General features: G+C 72.4%; 15 protein-coding genes. 5 read left to right on the forward strand and 10 right to left on the reverse strand.

Features of this window, described 5'->3' with window-relative positions:
- Positions 1-64: 64 nt before the first annotated feature.
- A complete protein-coding gene (locus tag VF746_18430) occupies positions 65-1,579 on the reverse strand; it encodes a M20 family peptidase (GenBank protein HEX8694405.1) in 1,515 nt (504 codons plus the stop codon).
- Positions 1,580-1,885: 306 nt separating this feature from the next.
- Between VF746_18430 and VF746_18435 the strand changes: the two genes are divergently transcribed.
- From VF746_18435 to VF746_18445, 3 genes are all read left to right on the forward strand, one after another.
- Positions 1,886-3,250 carry an ectonucleotide pyrophosphatase/phosphodiesterase gene (locus VF746_18435; protein HEX8694406.1) on the forward strand — a complete coding sequence of 455 codons (1,365 nt, stop codon included), beginning with the start codon at positions 1,886-1,888 and terminating at the stop codon, positions 3,248-3,250.
- Between the two features lie 89 nt (positions 3,251-3,339).
- On the forward strand, positions 3,340-3,729 hold the full coding sequence (locus tag VF746_18440) for a hypothetical protein (GenBank protein ID HEX8694407.1): 390 nt from the start codon (positions 3,340-3,342) through the stop codon (positions 3,727-3,729).
- Positions 3,726-3,956 carry a hypothetical protein gene (locus VF746_18445; protein ID HEX8694408.1) on the forward strand — a complete coding sequence of 77 codons (231 nt, stop codon included), beginning with the start codon at positions 3,726-3,728 and terminating at the stop codon, positions 3,954-3,956. Before VF746_18440 ends, VF746_18445 begins: the two co-directional genes overlap by 4 nt.
- A gap of 37 nt (positions 3,957-3,993) precedes the next feature.
- On the opposite strand, the gene VF746_18450 is transcribed toward VF746_18445, so the two are convergent.
- From VF746_18450 to VF746_18480, 7 genes are all read right to left on the reverse strand, one after another.
- Positions 3,994-5,232, reverse strand: coding sequence for a GGDEF domain-containing protein (locus VF746_18450; GenBank protein HEX8694409.1), 1,239 nt, complete (start codon positions 5,230-5,232; stop codon positions 3,994-3,996).
- A 308-nt stretch (positions 5,233-5,540) separates the two neighbouring features.
- Positions 5,541-6,041: a GNAT family N-acetyltransferase gene (locus VF746_18455; protein ID HEX8694410.1), complete on the reverse strand. Its 501-nt coding sequence runs from the start codon at positions 6,039-6,041 to the stop codon at positions 5,541-5,543.
- A 5-nt stretch (positions 6,042-6,046) separates the two neighbouring features.
- Entirely contained in the window at positions 6,047-6,766 is a 720-nt protein-coding gene (locus tag VF746_18460; GenBank protein ID HEX8694411.1) for a RibD family protein, read from the reverse strand.
- Positions 6,763-7,197 (reverse strand): cupin domain-containing protein, encoded by a 435-nt coding sequence (locus VF746_18465; GenBank protein ID HEX8694412.1) that lies wholly within the window; start codon positions 7,195-7,197, stop codon positions 6,763-6,765. Before VF746_18465 ends, VF746_18460 begins: the two co-directional genes overlap by 4 nt.
- 15 nt (positions 7,198-7,212) lie before the next feature.
- On the reverse strand, positions 7,213-7,476 hold the full coding sequence (locus VF746_18470; protein ID HEX8694413.1) for a hypothetical protein: 264 nt from the start codon (positions 7,474-7,476) through the stop codon (positions 7,213-7,215).
- Positions 7,477-7,654: 178 nt separating this feature from the next.
- The gene (locus tag VF746_18475) at positions 7,655-8,677 is read right to left on the reverse strand and encodes a zinc-dependent alcohol dehydrogenase family protein (protein ID HEX8694414.1); all 1,023 of its coding nucleotides are present in this window, start codon (positions 8,675-8,677) and stop codon (positions 7,655-7,657) included.
- A gap of 41 nt (positions 8,678-8,718) precedes the next feature.
- Positions 8,719-8,883 carry a hypothetical protein gene (locus VF746_18480; GenBank protein ID HEX8694415.1) on the reverse strand — a complete coding sequence of 55 codons (165 nt, stop codon included), beginning with the start codon at positions 8,881-8,883 and terminating at the stop codon, positions 8,719-8,721.
- A gap of 170 nt (positions 8,884-9,053) precedes the next feature.
- Between VF746_18480 and VF746_18485 the strand changes: the two genes are divergently transcribed.
- Positions 9,054-9,968 (forward strand): LysR family transcriptional regulator, encoded by a 915-nt coding sequence (locus VF746_18485; GenBank protein HEX8694416.1) that lies wholly within the window; start codon positions 9,054-9,056, stop codon positions 9,966-9,968.
- Between the two features lie 237 nt (positions 9,969-10,205).
- Here VF746_18485 and VF746_18490 read toward each other — a convergent pair whose 3' ends face one another.
- Positions 10,206-10,499: a hypothetical protein gene (locus VF746_18490; GenBank protein ID HEX8694417.1), complete on the reverse strand. Its 294-nt coding sequence runs from the start codon at positions 10,497-10,499 to the stop codon at positions 10,206-10,208.
- A 33-nt stretch (positions 10,500-10,532) separates the two neighbouring features.
- Positions 10,533-11,822, reverse strand: a complete 1,290-nt coding sequence (locus VF746_18495; GenBank protein ID HEX8694418.1) for a hypothetical protein — start codon at positions 11,820-11,822, stop codon at positions 10,533-10,535.
- An 826-nt stretch (positions 11,823-12,648) separates the two neighbouring features.
- Between VF746_18495 and VF746_18500 the strand changes: the two genes are divergently transcribed.
- On the forward strand, positions 12,649-15,777 hold the full coding sequence (locus VF746_18500) for a CHAT domain-containing protein (protein HEX8694419.1): 3,129 nt from the start codon (positions 12,649-12,651) through the stop codon (positions 15,775-15,777).
- Positions 15,778-15,787: the final 10 nt, after the last annotated feature.

Below are 15,787 nucleotides of genomic sequence, written 5' to 3' on the forward strand. Positions count from 1 at the left end.
CAATCGTGCTCTGCGCCGGTCCTTGGGTCAACGTTCTCGATGCGCGCCTCGCCGTGCGCCGTCCTCAGCGTCCGGCGGCGTTCAGGATGAGCTGGCGGTAGATGCGGATCGCCCGCTCGTAGTCGGCGACCGCGATTCGCTCGTTGGTGCCGTGCATGCGCTGGAGGTCGGCGGGCGCGAGGCGGACCGGGAGGAAGCGGAAGACGTTCGGGCTCAGGTCGCCGAAGAAGCGCGAGTCCGTCACCACCACCACCAGGTACGGCGCCACCACCGCCTCGGGGAAGACGCTCCGGATGGTCCGCTCCAGCGTCCGGAAGCTCGCGGAGCCGGTGGCGGACACGGGAGACGGCTCGGCGGAGAAGCCGCCCCCGCGCCGGATCTCGACGCGCGGGTCGTCGACCGCGCGCCGGACGTGCTCCACCACGCCGGCCACGCTGTCGCCCGGGAGGATGCGGAAGTTGACCACCGCCCGCGCGCGGCTCGCCAGCACGTTCTCCTTGGTCCCGGCCTGGAAGATCGTCGCCGCGGCGGTGGTGCGCACCATGGCGTTGGTGGTGGGGGTGTCTTCGAGCTTCCCCACCACCAGCGGCCGGGTGAGCCAGAGGTTCGCGAACGCCGCGCGCTGCGCCAGCGGAAAGCGCGGGCCGACCCGCTCGAAGAGCTGCCGCGTGGGCCCGTCGATCCGCGCGGGCATCGGGTTCTCCTCCAGCCGCGCCACCGCCGCGCCCAGGATCCCGATCGCGCTCCGCCGGGGCGGCAGCGAGGAGTGCCCGCCGGCCGCGCGGGTGCTCAGCTCCACGCTCACGAACCCCTTCTCGGCGATCCCCACCAGCGCGGTGGGCGCGGAGACGCCGGGGAGGATCCCGTCGCCGATCACGCCCCCTTCGTCGAGCACCATCTCCAGCCGCACGCCGCGGCTCCGCAGCAGGGCGGCGACCTGCCGGGCGCCCCGCGTGCCGCCGACCTCCTCGTCGTGGCCGTACGCGAGGTAGACGGTGCGCGCCGGGCGGAACCCCTCGCCCAGGAGCATCTCCACGGCCTCGAGCGTCCCCAGCACGGTCATCTTGTTGTCGATGGCGCCCCGGCCCCAGACGAAGCCGTCCGCGATCCGCCCGCCGAAGGGGCTCTCCCGCCACTTCCCCTCGGTGCCCGGCTCCACCGGGACCACGTCCAGGTGGCCCATCAGCAGGATCGGCGCGAGGGAGGGGTCGCTCCCCTGCCAGGTGTACAGGAGGCTGTGCGTGGCGACCGTCTCGCGCCGCAGCCGGGAGTGGACCCGGGGGAACTGCGCCTGGAGGTAGGCGTGCAGGGCCCGGAACGCCGCCGCGTCGAACGCCGCGGGGTTCTCGTGCGAGATGGTCGGGATGCGGATCGCGCCGGCGAGCCGCTCGGCCGCGCCCGCGGGGACCGTCGCCACGGGCGCCGGCGCCACCGCGGGCTCGGCCGCCTTGAAGCTGGCCGTACGCACGGCGACGACCGCGAGGAGCGCCACGAGAACGGAGCCGGGCAGGAGGAGAAGCCGCTTCGCGGGAATCCGTCTCCGGCGCGAATGGCCGCTGGGCTCGACACCCGTGCTCATGGTCTCTCCTCGTGCGGAACGGAGTGACGCCGGACCCGGATCCAGCCAGGCTCCGGGGCGACGCCAGGTCCTCCTGCTCCCCGGCGCCGACGCAAGTCTATATACCCCCTCCCCCTATGTCAACAGTTTTCGTTCTAAGGCACCGTCCGGGATGGAGGCCGTACGTGTGGGGATCCCGCGGGATGCGCAGCGGTCGCGGGCTGACGCCGCGCGCGCCGGTGGCCTGGTTCTGGCCGGGCGACAACGACGACGGCCCGCGGGGCTCTCGCCGACCCCGCGGGGATGCGTCCGGTCGGGGGAGCGGGAATGCGAGGAGGAGAGGGGCACCGCATCGAGGCGGACGAGATCCTGCGGGCGGCGGGGAGGCGCGCGCCGGGGCGGCGGGCCGACCACGTGATCGTCGCGTCGGTCGACGCGCTGCGGCCGGAGTTCTACGCCGACGAGACCTGGCCCGCCCCCACGCTGCAGCAGCTCGCCTTCGAGGGCGTGCGCGCCGACGGCGTGCGCACCGTCTTCCCCGCGCTCACCTACCCCGCGCACACCACGCTCGTCACCGGCGCGCTCCCGGCGCGGCACGGCGTCTGGTCCAACCGCCCCTTCCTCCCGGAGGGGCGGACCGAGGCGTGGCTCTGGGAAGCCTCGCACATCCGCGTGCCCACGCTGTGGGACGCGGTGCGCGCGGCGGGCGGGACCACGGCCTCGGTGGGGTGGCCGGTGACGGTGGGGGCGGCGATCGACTGGAACGTGCCCGACGTGTGGCCCGAGCACTACGCGCAGGCGGACTTCATCGCCCCGGTGCGCGCGGCCACCACGCCGCCGGGGCTGTTCGAGGAGCTGGAGAAGGAGGCCACCGGGCGGCTGCGCGGCGAGAACTTCGGCCTGGGGTGGCTGGCGCGCGAGGACCGCGTGGGGAGCATCGCGTCGTACCTCTTCGAGCGGCACCGGCCCACGCTGCTGCTGATGCACCTGATCGGCACCGACCACATGCAGCACGAGCGCGGGCGCAACAACCCCCTGACGCGCCGCGCGGTCGGCGCCGCGGACCGCGCCGTCGGCCAGGTGGTGGAGACGGTGGAGCGCTTAGGCGTGCGCGACCGCGTGGCGTTCGTGGTGGTCGGCGACCACGGCTCCATCAACCGCCACACGCAGCTGCGCCCCAACGCCTGGCTGGCGGCGGCGGGGATGATGGCGGACCGCGACGACCGCGGCGACTGGCGCGCGGCCTTCCACGCCGACGGCGGCTCCGCGTTCCTGCGCCTCCGCGACCGGGCGGACGAAGACGCGGCCGCCGCCGTCCGCCGCGTCCTCGACGCGCGGCCGCCGGGCGTGCGGCGCCTCTTCCGCGTGGTCGAGCGCGCGGAGCTGGACGCGCTCGGCGCCGACCCGGAGGCCCCGTTCGCGCTGGCGGCCGTGCCGGGAGTCGAGTTCTCGGACGTGCCGACGCCGCCCGACGTGCGGCCCGTGCACGGCGCCACGCACGGCTACCACCCCGACGAGCCCGAGATGCGCACCGGCTTCGTGGGCGCCGGCGCGGGCTTCCGCCACGGCGCCGCCGCGCCCCTCCTGCCGATCGAGTGCGTCGCCCCCACCGTCGCCGCGCTCCTCGGCATCCCCTTCGCGGCGCCGGACGGTATCGTCCTCCCCGGGCTGCTGCGGGACCCGCCGGCGTGAGCCCGCGCGCGGTGCCGGCGGAGCGGCTGGAGGGGGATCGGGGATCCAGGGTGGCGCGCGGTGGCGCGCACGCAACGGCCGGGAGATCGATGGACGACCGCATCACCGACGTCTGGTTCCGCTCGGCGCTGCCGCTCGCGGCGCTCGCGGAGGGCCTCCGGCTGGAGGACGTCGAGGAAGACGCGGAGGACTACTGGGAGTGGGTGACCGGCACGATGTCGGGCGAGCGGATCGACATCACCCGCACGCACGCGCTGCCGCCCGAAGCGACCGACACGCGAGTCTTCCTGCCGGACGGCGAGGCGCTCCCGGCGGGGCTGCTGGGCGAGCTCGTCGCCCGGCTGCGGGAGGTCGTTCCCGGCCCGATCACGGCCGGACGATGGGAGTACCTGCGGGGGAACGACTTCCACCACGTGCCCGTCAGGGTCTACCAGGCGGCGGGGGAACAGGCGAGCCCCGGGGAAGGAGGAAAGGCGTGAGCAGCCTCTATCGCGAGCTGTCCGGGAAGCTGAAGCAGGATTCCAGGCTCACCAGGCGGAGCGTCACCAGGTTCGACCTCGGCCTCCTCCTGTTCAACGCGGGAGATTCCCTGTGCGAGCTGTGGGAAGCGGCCGACCGGTACGTCCAGTCCCGCGACGACGAAGCCTGCGCCCGCCTGGGCGACGCGGTCGAGAAGCTGCGCCCGCTGTTCGGCGAGCGGGGGTGAGCAGTCCCGCGGCCGATCCGGGGCCGCGCCCGCGGGCTCACGGCCGCGGAGCGCGCGCCGCCAGCTCCCGCTCCGCGCCGCGCGCCCTCCCCGCCCGGTTGCGAGTCTTCTCTCCGTACATCGCGCGGTCGGCCCGCTCGATGGCGGCCGGGAGGTCCTCCGTCCCCGAGAACCGGGCGGCGCCGAGGCTCACCTCCAGCTCCGCCGCGCGGATCGCGTCGCGCACCCGCGGGGCCACCTCCTCCGGGAGCGCGGCGGGGAAGAGGAGGAGGAACTCGTCGCCCCCCCACCGATAGACCCGGTCCAGCGGGCGGACGCAGCGGCGCACCGTCTCCACCAGGCGCCGGAGCAGCTCGTCGCCGGCGGCGTGGCCGAGGGTGTCGTTCACCACCTTGAGGTTGTCCATGTCCAGCATGAGCGCCGTGCCGTACCGGGCGCCGAGCGCCTCCAGCGCCGCGCCCTCCTCGTAGGCGCGCCGGTTGAGCGCCCCGGTCACCGGGTCGTACAGGGAGACCTGCCTCAGGCGGTCGTGCGCCAGGGCGAGCTGGCTCCGCGCGTCCGCGCTCTCGCGCCCCACGTCCTCCAGGAGGAGCACGACCATCCCGTACCCCAGCAGCATCTGCAGGAGGAGGTCGAAGAAGCTGTTGTACCTGAGGAGGAAGTAGAGGGGGCCGTCCGGAGGGCGCCACGCCGGGACCCCCTCGAACGCGAAAGCGAGGGCGTAGAGGACCCAGAGCGCCGCGATGGTCACGAAGACGATCCCCGTGGTGCGGCTCCCCAGGGTGCGGCGCGAGCCGGGGAGGCGGAGCAGGAGCCAGGCGCAGGCCAGGAACGGACCCACCACCAGCGGCGTCTGGAAGACCATCACCGCGTTCAGGAAGGGTCCCGAGAAGACGGCGCTGACCAGGGCGTACGCGAGCGCGGCCGGGACCGCCCGGCGGAGGAAGGCGCGCGGCCGGCTCCCACGCGCGTAGTTGAGCGTGCCGGCTAGCAGGAAGGAGACGAAGAGGAGCTTCCCCGCCTGGTAGACCAGGTTCGCCGCGCGGGGAGCCAGCGGCTCGGCGGCCATGATCCGGGGGAAGGCGTACTGCGCCCCCACGCCCGCCAGCGCGACGACGAGCGCCACCCACCCCCGCGCCCACTGCCGGAAATACGACTGCGGGCGCGGATGGCTACGCAGCAGCGCCGCGAAGAGGCACACCAGGAGGAGAGCGCCGGCGGACTGGCTCAGGAGCCCGATCACGGCGACCAGGGCGCCGACTTCGTCGGGAGTCATCGAGGATGGCGGGAGGATGCGCAGTGAGGCGGGATGGGACAGCCCCCGGAGCATAGCGTCCCGGGCGGCGGTCCGGCAAGACGCGGCCGCGCCGGGCGGGGTGCGTGGAGGCGCTCGCGGGCGGAGGCTGCGGCGCCGCGCGTCGGGCCCGGCGCGTTCCGCGCGCGAGCTCTCGGCTGGACGGCGGACGTTGCGATCGAAGCTAAAACCCCTCTCGACGGTCGACGTCCTCGTCAGGCTGCTTCCACGAGGGCTCCCGGCAGCTGGTCACGTAGCGAGTGTACAGGCCGGGGAGCCGGGGAGCCGCTTCACGTCTCGCTGTTCAGCTCGCGCGTCATCTCCACCATCGTCCGCCGGAACCCGGCGCGGGCGAACAGGCGCTGCGCGGACTCGTTCCGCTCCGCCGTCGCGAGGACGCACCGCGGGGCGCCCCGCTCGCGGAGCGCCGCCAGGGTGGCGTCGAGCAGCATGCGGCCGACGCCCTGCCCGCGCTGGGCGGGATCCACGACGATGTCGTGCAGCACGCCCGCCGGCCCGCGCAGCGCCATGTAGTCGTTCCCCTCCACGCCGGCATAGGTGTAGCCGAGCACCTCGCCGCCCCGCGCGGCGACCAGGACGACGGCGTCCGGCTCCCCGAGCTGCCGCCCGAGGAACGCGGCGTACGCCTGCTCGGTCTGCGGCGCGGCCGCGATGAAGCGCTCGGGGTCGAAGTCGTGGTGCGTCCGGACCAGGAGCGCGCCGAGCCGGCCGAGGGCCGGGAGGTCCGTGGGCGCCGCGGGGCGGACGGTGGCGGGCGGGGTGTCGTGCATGGCTGTCAGGACTCCTCCCCGGGCTCGACGCGGTAGCGCAGCCACAGCACGTCGTCCGCGCGCCGCTCCACCGCCTCGAGCGCGAGCCGGCGCGGCGCCACGTCGTCGCCGTCGACGTCGAAGAGCGCGGGCGTCCCGATGCGCCCGTCCGCCACCGGGGCCACGAGCAGGCTCACCTCGTCGACCAGCCCCGCGCGCAGCATCCCTCCGTTGATCCGCCCGCCGCCCTCGAGCATCAGCGTGCGCACGCCGAAGCGCTCGCCGATCTTCTCCAGCGCCGCGGCCAGGTCGACGTCGCGCGCCCCGGCCAGGAGGTACGACACGCCGCGCCCGCGCAGGAACGCGAGATACTCGTCGGAGACGCGCTCGGAGAGGATCGCGACGACGTGGTCGCCGTCGACGTCGCCCGACTCCCAGGCGAGCCGGCCGCCCGGGTCGACCGCGAAGGCGAAGGAGTCGTGCTCGCCCGGCGCGCGGAAGTCCTCGCGCGGCGCGCCGCCCGCGTGCTCGCGCGCGACCTCGGCCTCGGGGCGCACGCCCCCGGCGAACGGCTCCATCGTCACGCGGCCGCAGATCCAGCCGTCGGGCTCGTAGCCCGCGTGCACCAGCTCGTACTGCCGCCGCCCCTCGGGAGACACCGGCCAGCGGTCGACGACGATGCGCCCGTCCACCGATGCCAGCATGTGGCAGATCACCCGCGGGCGCCGCGATCCCACGCTCGTCATCGGCCCACCTCCGGACCGGACCCGGGCTCGCCCGGCCCGGCCTGGTACTGTTCGTCGCCGACGTGCTCCATCCACTCGACGGCCTTGCCGTCGAGCGCCTCCTGGATGGCGACGTGGGTCATCGCCGTGGTGGCGGTGGCGCCGTGCCAGTGCCTCTCCCCCGGCGCGAACCACACCACGTCGCCGGGACGGATCACCTCGACCGGCCCGCCCTCGCGCTGCGCCCAGCCGCACCCGCTGGTGACGATCAGCGTCTGGCCCAGCGGATGGGTGTGCCACGCCGTGCGCGCGCCGGGCTCGAAGGTCACCGCGGCGCCAGCGACGCGAGCCGGCGCGGGGGCACTGAAGAGCGGGTCGATGCGGACCGTACCGGTGAACCAGTCGGCCGGTCCCCTGGCGGAGGGCTGCGAGCCCACGCGCTTGATTTCCATGCTCAGTCTCCTCGTTCACGATGCGGTCGGCGCCTCGACCGGCGCCCGACGCACGATGGCGGCCCGGCCCGGCGGGCCCTGTGCGTCAGGCGCGTACGGCTCGGCCCCGACGTGCTCCAGCCGCTCGACGGCGAGGCCGTCGAGGTTGATGCCGGCGTCCAGCGCTGCGTCCATGATCTGGAAGCCCGCGGCCTCGTCCGCGGTCCAGCCGAAGTTCATGGTGGCGAGAGCGAGCCGGCTGACCTGCAGGCCGGTGCGGCCGAGATGCTTGTATTCCATCGTGTTTCCTTGACGATTGTACCGAGTCGTGATCGCCTTCGCCCGCACGCGTGCGTTCCTGCGGCTCGCGCGGCGTGATCCTCACCATCGCGGCCCGCGTGCGCTCGCCGACCATCGGCGGGAGGCCGTTCCGACGGCTCCGCATGGCCTCGGCGCCTCACGCGCGCCTCATCGGCCCTCAGACCGTGAGCAGTGTCTTGATGGCGCGGCGCTCGTCCATCGCGCGGTAGCCCTCCGCCACCTGGTCGAGCGGCAGGGTCAGGTCGAACACCTTGCCGGGATCGATCTTCCCGGTCCAGATCAGGTCGATCAGCTCGGGGAGGTAGCGCCGCACCGGGGCAGGGCCGCCGTGCAGGTGGACCTCGGCGAAGAACAGCTCCAGCCCCGGGATCTCGACTCCGTGGGCGACCCCGACGAAGCCGACGTGCCCGCCGGGGCGGGTGGAGCGGATCGCCTGCATCATCGACTCCTGCGTGCCGACCGCCTCGATCACCGAGTGCGCGCCGAGCCCGCCGGTCATGTCCTTGATGCGAGCGACCCCCTCGTCCCCGCGCTCGGTCACGATGTCGGTCGCGCCGAACTCGAGGGCGAGCTTCTGCCGCGGCTCGTGACGGCTCATGACGATGATGCGCTCGGCGCCCATCTGCTTCGCGGAGAGCACGCCCAGGAGCCCGACCGCGCCGTCGCCGACGACCGCGACCGTCTTCCCGGGCCCCGCGGCGGCCGCGTCGGCGGCGAACCAGCCGGTGCCCAGGACGTCGGAGGCCGCCAGCAGGCTCGGGACGAGGTCGCTGGACGGGAGCTCCGGCGTGGCGACGAGGGTGCCGTCGGCGAGCGGGACGCGCAGGTACGGCGCCTGCGCGCCCAGCGCACCCATGGGCCGCGCGTCGACGCACCGGCTCTGGTAGCCCGCGTGACAGATCGGGCAGGTGTTGTCGGAGGCGAAGAACGAGCCGACGACGAACTGGCCCGGCCTGACGTTCCGGACCCCGCTGCCGACCTCCTCGACGATGCCGCAGTACTCGTGGCCCATCGGCGTCGGCTGGGCGATCGGCTCGGTGCCGCGGTAGGGCCACAGGTCGGACCCGCACACGCAGGTGGCCGAGATCCGGAGGATCGCGTCCGTGGGCTCGATGATCTCCGGGTCGTCGCGCTCCTCGAAGCGCACGTCGCCCGGTCCGTGGAGAACAGCTCCTCGCATCGTCTATCTCCTTGTCGCCGGCGATGGACCGGCGTCGGCGTTCACCTGGTCGACCGGTACTGCTCGCCGGTGACGTGCTCCATCCACTCCACCGCCTTCCCGTCCAGCGCCTCCTGGACGGCGATGCGGGTCATCGCCGTGGCGGGCGACGCGCCGTGCCAGTGCTTCTCGCCCGGCTCGAGCCACACCGCGTCGCCGGGCCGCATCTCCGCCAGGATCCATGAACGGCTGCATCGGGAGGAGTGCTCATCTCGTCCTCCCGCGATGAACCTGGTCCGGAGCGTCCGATGCGCCTCTGTCGGGATAGGAAGATAGGCGAGAGATTAGGGCGGATAAACGCGGCAGCGGTTCACGCCCTGATGCCTGCAGGTTGACAATGGCGGACGTCCTGGACGGCGTGGCGGAGTTCGTGGCGGTGGTGGAGGCGAAGGGCTTCCGCGCGGCGGGCCGGCGGCTGGGCGTGAGCGGGACGGCGCTGAGCAAGACGCTGCGCCGTCTCGAGCAGCGGCTCGGCGTCACGCTCCTGCAGCGGACCACGCGGAGCGTGCGGCTCACGGAGGCGGGGGAGCGCTTCTACGCGGCGGCCCGCCAGGCGATGGACGGACTGGAGGCGGCCGCGGGCGCGGTGGGAGAGCTGGCCGACCGGCCGCGGGGGATCGTGCGGCTCAACGTCTCGGCCGGAGCGGAGGGGTTCCTGCGGGGAGCGGCCCTGGAGGGGTTCCTGCGCGCGTACCCCGACGTCCAGCTCGACATCATCGTCGACGAGGACGTGGGCGACATCGTGGCGGCCGGCTACGACGCCGCCGTGCGCCTGGGCGAGGTGATCGAGCAGGACATGGTCGCCGTCCCCGCGTCCGGCCCGCAGCGGCTCGTCGTGGTCGGCTCCCCGGCGTACTTCGCGGCACACCCGGCGCCGGGGCACCCCCGCGATCTCCGGGAGCACGCGTGCATCAACTGGCGGCCCGGCCCGGATGCCGCGCCGTACCGCTGGGAGTTCACCGAGCCCGGCGGCGAAGACTTCTCCGTCGCGGTCCCGGCCCGGGTCGTGGCCAACGACTTCTCCCTCATGATGCGGCTCGTGACCGCCGGTCTCGGGCTGACGATCGGGATGGGGGATGGGGTCCAGCCGTACGTCGACCGCGGCGAGGTCGTTCCCGTGCTCGAGGAGTACTGCCCGCCGTTCCCCGGCTACTACCTGTACTATCCCCAGAGGCGGCAGGCATCGCCGGCACTCCGCGCGCTCATCGACTACCTGCTCCGCATGCGGCAAGCCCGGCCGCTCGCGCCATGACGAGGGCAGGCACGGAACGAGGGACCCGGGGAACGCACGCATCCGGCGCGAGGCCGGTCCCGCGACTCTCTCCGGCTGCGCCCTGATGCCCCGGCGGAGCCTGCATCCGCACGTGAGCAGAGGAATCGAGCCTGCCCATGATCCACCGACGGCACGAAAACGCGGAGGACGCGGAGAAGCCTTCTCCGCGTCCTCCGCGCACTCCGCGCGAGGCCCGGCTCGTCTACCGGACCGCGATCAGGGGCCGGGGACGACCCGGACGTGCGTCGCGTGGTACTGCGGCGGAAGCGAGCGCAGCTCCGCGCCCGTGTGCCGCGCCACGACCCGCGCGCCCGCCACCAGGTCGGCCGCGCCCCCGCGCGTCGCCGTGCCGTCCGCCCGCCCGACCTCGATCTCCGTTTCGGGCGACACGAGGAGGACGATCCGCCCGGGCTCCGCCCCCGGCGCGACGTCGACGGTAACGCCGATCGCGGCGGGGCCGGGGGCCACCGCCGCGATCACGCCCGCCAGGGTCGGGCCCGCGTCATCCATGGGCGCGGGCCGCTCGCCCGGGGAGAGCCCCGCTCAGCAGCCGTAGCCGGGGCGGCACAGGTTGGTCAGCGCCCCCAGGTCCTGCTCGATCCCCGAGAGGCGGCTGGAGTAGGTGGTGTTCCAGTCGCCGTTCGGGCCGCCCCACAGGATCCCGTAGAGCTGCACGTCGTTCTCGGCGTCGCCGGTCCCGACGAGGGCGACGTACATCGGCGAGCCGCTGTCGCCGCCCTCCGACCACACCTTGGAGATGTCCTGGCAGCGCAGCTCGCCGATGGTCACGCACGAGTTGGTGACCAGGCCGCGGGTGGAGCCGCTGGTGCGCCCCGTCTTGTCCAGGAGGGTGCCCACCGGGACGGTGCCGGTGTAGCGGGCCACGATGTCGTACTCGCCGATGACGGTGATCCCGGCGTTGGCGCCCGTCGCGAGCGCGGTGCGCAGGATCCCGCCCTGGCCCACGCCGCGCGTGCCGTTGTTGCTGATGTAGGCGGCGTCGGAAAGGCGGCAGGAGGTGCCGGCCCCGGCACAGGCCCACATCCCGCGGTCGGCGATCTCTACGCCGATCTCGTTCCCCGACACCTTGGTGGGCTGGAAGATGGCGATCCCGTCGCTGGAGAACCGCCTCCGGGTGCAGTGCGCGTTGGTGACGTAGATGTTCGCCCCCGTCGAGACCTGGCGCGCGTTCCAGCCCAGGGTGCACACGTATACGCTGAACGCGATCTGGGTCCCGCCCACGATGGTCGCGAGGCGGTCACGGAGCGTGGCGCGCATCTCGGGCTTCGGCTGCGTCTGCACGAAGAGCGCGGCCGCCGGGATCCCCATCCGGGCAGCCTCCGAGCGCACCACGCCGGCGGCCGTGTTGTCCGCCACGCCCACGTGCACGCGGTTGTTCACCTCGTCCACGTCCACCAGGAACACGTCGCTGCGCGTCAGCAGCGTCTCCACCTGCCCGGCCCAGCCCTTCAGCTGCGCGAAGTCGTACGCCGCGCTCAGGAAGACCGGCTCCGTGGGCGCGTTGGCGCCGCGCCCGTGGTCACGGGTGAGCTCCTGCGCCAGGTAGCGCTGCGCGGCCCCGCGCTGCGAGGGGTCGACCAGGCGCACCACGGGGGTGCCGTCTTCCTGGAGGTAGAAGCCGGCGAAACCGGGGACTTCCGCCCGCGCCACGCGCGCGTGCTCGTCGTCCTGCGTCCGGATCTGCGCCTGCGGGGCGGCGGCCAGGCGGGGCGTCAGGCCTCCCGCATCGGGGTTGACCAGCTCGGTCGTGTCGCATGCGGCGGTGACCAGCACAGCGAGAACGGCGGCGGGAACGGATCTCGTGTACTTCATGGGCCTCCTGGAGGGGTGGATGTTGGGGAAACGTTTGGGGGGGTCGCAAATTATATGCGTCATACGGTTGTGGCGCAAGGGGAGAAATCTTCCAATTTCTGCCACCACGGATTTTATCACCGGAGAAAACAAGCCTCTCTCATGGCCGATTACAGCTTGCATTCTCTTTTATAATCGGAAATACCTCGACGCGCATTCAACTTACACGCGAGATCGATCCGGGGTAAACGGCTGAATTTACTCCATGCCTCCGGTTCGAAGACACTTCATCCGGTGTCTTTTAAAGATCTTGCAGAGACGCAACTATGCCTCTCTCATCGAATTCCACACGGTGACCAACGCCGGGCGCTCCCCCGCAGCGCCTGCCGCGCCGCCTCCGTGCCGGTGCGCCCCAGCGCCCACGCGCGTGCCCCCGCACCAGCGGCTCCTCGTCGTCCAGCGCTATGGCGAGCGCCGACACCGCGTCGGACGAGCCCCGGTTGCCGAGCGCGACGGCTGCGTTGCGCAGCCTGTGTGAACGAACCGGGGGCAACCCTTTACAGAAGTAATGCAGGTGTACGAGATCGGCAGAGTTCCGCCGGTCTTCCGGCTCGGGCAAACTCACTGCACGGCCGTACGTTACCGGGAAACGCCCCCCAATCGACGGCGCACGGGAGCTAACGTCCTCCCGCCGTCTGTTGACTCTGCGGGTGCAACGTGAGACAATTCCTGAGAAGCGAGCGGCGCGGTTCCCCATCCCAGCCGCTCCGGTTCGTGCTGGATCTGCCGTTTCTTTCCTCTGCATCATTTCCCATTTCCTCACGTTCCCCACATCGGTGGTGCACACATGTCGCAGTCCTCATTACGCCTCTCGCCGCGCGCAGCGCTGAAGCGCTGGCCGCTTCTGCTGCTGGGCGGCGCCACCGCCCTCGCGGTGATGACGATCGGCACCCGCCGCTGGTCCTCCCACGCCACGGTCCTGGATGAGCTCGCCGCCGCCCGGCCCTCCCGCGTTCTCTCGCCGCGCTTCTCCATCCCGGTCGAATACCACCCGTGCTTCGTCCTTCCGGCAGAGGCGGCGGACGAAACGGTGCCCCGCGAGTCGTGCGGAGCCGACGATGGCCGGCTGGCTCGCTTCGAGGCCCTGGACGATGCGGGTGAGAGCTCCGACCCGGACTCGCTTCAGGCGTCCGCGCTGGTGGCGATCATCGGCGACGACGACACGGAGCAAGCGGCCGACGCGGCGATCACCCGGCTGTCCAGGGCGCTGCGGCTCTCGCCCCGGCGGGTGCCGCTGCTGGTCGATCTGTCGGGCGCGCACCTCGTCCGCGCCCAGCGCACCCAGAACTCGCTCGACCTGCTGAAAGGGTTGGACTACGCACTCGAAGCCGTCGAGGCCGAGCCCCAGAACCTCGAAGCGCGCTTCAACGCCGCGCTCGCGATGCAGACGCTGGGGCTGGATGAGCAGGCCGAGATCGCCTGGACAGACTATCTGAGCCTCGACTCGACGAGCAAGTGGGCTGACGAGGCGCGGAAGCGACGCAGCTTCCTTCGCCACCCTCCGATGGCCCAGGAGCCCCGGCCCGGAGCTCCCGAGGCGGAGGTGCGCGCGTTCGCCACCCAAAATCCGCAGGAGGCGAGACTGCTCGGGACGGACAGCGTGCTCGGCCGGTGGGGACGTGCCCTAGAAGCGGGAGACACGGCGCGGGCCGCGAAACTGCTCCAACTGGCTGAAGATCTCGGAATCGCGCTGCGAGATCTCTCGCTCATGGACGAGGTGGGTGTCATCCGCGCCGCCCGGGACGATCCCGCGGCAATCCGCACCCTGGCCCAGGCGCACCGGATGTACACGGCGGGCCAAGCCATGTACTGGCGTTTGGAACAGGTCGCTGCCGGAGACTCGTTCGCTCGCGTGGTGAGTGTGCGACCGCCTTCGCCCGTGCTGGTGCGCTCGGCGGAAGTATTTCACGCCAGCGCGCTCGCATACGGCGACGACTTCTCGGGTGCGGACTCCAAGCTCCGAGCGCTGCTGCTTCGGATCGACTCCGTGCGGTACCCGGCGCTGGCAGCGCGCGCCCTTTGGATCCGGGGTACGGTGCAGCTAAAAAACGGCCAACCCGCCCCGGCCCGCGCTTCGTACCGAGCCGCCGCGCGGCTGTTCGCGCGCGCGAGCGAAACGGAGTACGCCGGCGCGACATTGTCGATGGAAGGAGAGGCGGCCTACAACCAGCGCGACACGCTCGCGGCATACCGGTCGATTCACAGAGGGATCACGTCGCTTCGCGCTTACCGTGGGTCGCCCTGGCTAGCGAGTGCGCTCCTTGTACTGGCGAACTGTGCCAGCGTCGACGGGATGCCCCGGGCCGCGGCGGTCATTCAGGATGAAAATTTCAGCGTCTCTATGAGAGTGAAGGAGGAGCTCCCAAACCGAGTGGAAGCGCTGCTCGGCCGTGCGCGTGTCCACGCGGCCGCAGGACGGCGAGAAGATGCCGGCCGAGACTTGGATCACGCCGAATCGTTCATGGAGAAGATTCGCGCTCGGGAACCCCGCGAGTTCCTCGGGCATACCGCGCGCTACTCGCGCGCGCTCATCGGCACCGACACTGGTTCAACAGTAGGCCTGGATTCCGCCGTCGCCTATTTCGATAGTATCAACGCCCCGATCTGGCTATTGCCAGCGCTCCTCCGACGCGCGGACGTGCATCTGGCGCAGGGGAAAATCGGGGCTGCGAGCTCCGACCTCACATACGCCACCTCGCGCATCAGAGGGCTGTCTCAGAAACAGGCCGACGCAGCGTTGCGCGTTGCGATGCTGGAGCAGGCGCGCAGCCGGTTCGACCAGCTGGTGACGCTGCACCTGCGCGCCGGCGACACGATCGCTGCGCTGCAGGCGGTGGAGCGAAGCCGCGTCTCGTTCACGCCCGGGTACGACACCTCCACCGTGGTACAGGGCCGCTTGGCGGCGCCGCCTGGGCAGGTCGCCGTGGAGTACGCGCTCATCGGCGACACGCTGCTCACGTGGACCGTCCGCGGGAACGACGTCCGCGTCGTGCGCCACACCCTGGACCGCGGCGACTTCCTTCGGAGAATCGAGCGAGTGGTCGCGGGGCTGGAGTCGCGCCGGGCGGAATCCGCCCTGCCGGACCTCGAACGCCTCTATGACTCGCTGATCCGCCCGGTCGAGCACCACCTCGGCCCGTCCGGGACGCCGCTGGTGATCCTGGCCGACGGCGAGGTGATCGGCGTGCCGTTCGAGGCGCTGCGGGATTCCAGCAGCCGCCGCTACCTCGTGGAGGACCACCCGCTTCGCTTCGCCGCCACCCTCGCTGAGGCAGCCCGCCCCGCGCCCGCGGCAGACCGCTCCGCCCACGCGCTGTTCATAGCCGATCCCGCGTTCGACGTAGAGCAGTACCCCACGCTCGACCCGTTGAAGGGCGCTCGGGCAGAGGTGGACTCGCTGAAAGCGCTGTATCCCTCGAACCAGGTGCTCGAAGGCGCCGCCGCCACCCGCCCAGCCGTGATCCAGGCAGCAACACGCGCGGGTATTATCCATTACGCAGGGCATGCGTTGTTCGACGACACGCGCCCGGAGCGGTCGGCGCTGGTGCTGGCGGGCGCCGACACCACGGGCCGCCTCACCGCGGAAGCGGTGAACGCGCTCCAGCTTCGCGGCGTGCGCCTGGTGGTGCTCGCCGCCTGCCGCACGGCGCGCGCGCGCGAGGGGCGCTCGGGCGGGCTGGCGGGGTTCTCGGGGGCGTTGCTGGCGGCGGGCGCGGGTGGGGTGGTGGGGAGGCTGTGGGATACCAACGACCGGCTCACGCAGCCGTTTATGCTGGCGTTCCACCGCGCCTACGCACACCACCCGGACGACCCGGCCGCGGCGTTGCGCGAGGCCCAGCTGGAGATGCTCCGCTCAAGCGACCCCACGCGGAGCTCCCTCGCGACGTGGGCTGGATTCCGCTACATCGGGAGCTGAGCGTGAAAAC

The organism is Longimicrobium sp. (assembly GCA_036389795.1).
Taxonomy (GTDB): Bacteria; Gemmatimonadota; Gemmatimonadetes; order Longimicrobiales; family Longimicrobiaceae; genus Longimicrobium.

Excerpts from the sequence above, each read along its gene's own strand:
- VF746_18430 (HEX8694405.1), bottom strand. The coding sequence starts at position 1,579 with ATGAGCACGGGTGTCGAGCCCAGCGGCCATTCGCGCCGGAGACGGATT.
- VF746_18435 (HEX8694406.1), top strand. The coding sequence starts at position 1,886 with ATGCGAGGAGGAGAGGGGCACCGCATCGAGGCGGACGAGATCCTGCGG.
- VF746_18440 (HEX8694407.1), top strand. The coding sequence starts at position 3,340 with ATGGACGACCGCATCACCGACGTCTGGTTCCGCTCGGCGCTGCCGCTC.
- VF746_18450 (HEX8694409.1), bottom strand. The coding sequence starts at position 5,232 with ATGACTCCCGACGAAGTCGGCGCCCTGGTCGCCGTGATCGGGCTCCTG.
- VF746_18455 (HEX8694410.1), bottom strand. The coding sequence starts at position 6,041 with ATGCACGACACCCCGCCCGCCACCGTCCGCCCCGCGGCGCCCACGGAC.
- VF746_18460 (HEX8694411.1), bottom strand. The coding sequence starts at position 6,766 with ATGACGAGCGTGGGATCGCGGCGCCCGCGGGTGATCTGCCACATGCTG.
- VF746_18465 (HEX8694412.1), bottom strand. The coding sequence starts at position 7,197 with ATGGAAATCAAGCGCGTGGGCTCGCAGCCCTCCGCCAGGGGACCGGCC.
- VF746_18470 (HEX8694413.1), bottom strand. The coding sequence starts at position 7,476 with ATGGAATACAAGCATCTCGGCCGCACCGGCCTGCAGGTCAGCCGGCTC.
- VF746_18475 (HEX8694414.1), bottom strand. The coding sequence starts at position 8,677 with ATGCGAGGAGCTGTTCTCCACGGACCGGGCGACGTGCGCTTCGAGGAG.
- VF746_18480 (HEX8694415.1), bottom strand. The coding sequence starts at position 8,883 with ATGCGGCCCGGCGACGCGGTGTGGCTCGAGCCGGGCGAGAAGCACTGG.
- VF746_18485 (HEX8694416.1), top strand. The coding sequence starts at position 9,054 with ATGGCGGACGTCCTGGACGGCGTGGCGGAGTTCGTGGCGGTGGTGGAG.
- VF746_18490 (HEX8694417.1), bottom strand. The coding sequence starts at position 10,499 with ATGGATGACGCGGGCCCGACCCTGGCGGGCGTGATCGCGGCGGTGGCC.
- VF746_18495 (HEX8694418.1), bottom strand. The coding sequence starts at position 11,822 with ATGAAGTACACGAGATCCGTTCCCGCCGCCGTTCTCGCTGTGCTGGTC.
- VF746_18500 (HEX8694419.1), top strand. The coding sequence starts at position 12,649 with ATGTCGCAGTCCTCATTACGCCTCTCGCCGCGCGCAGCGCTGAAGCGC.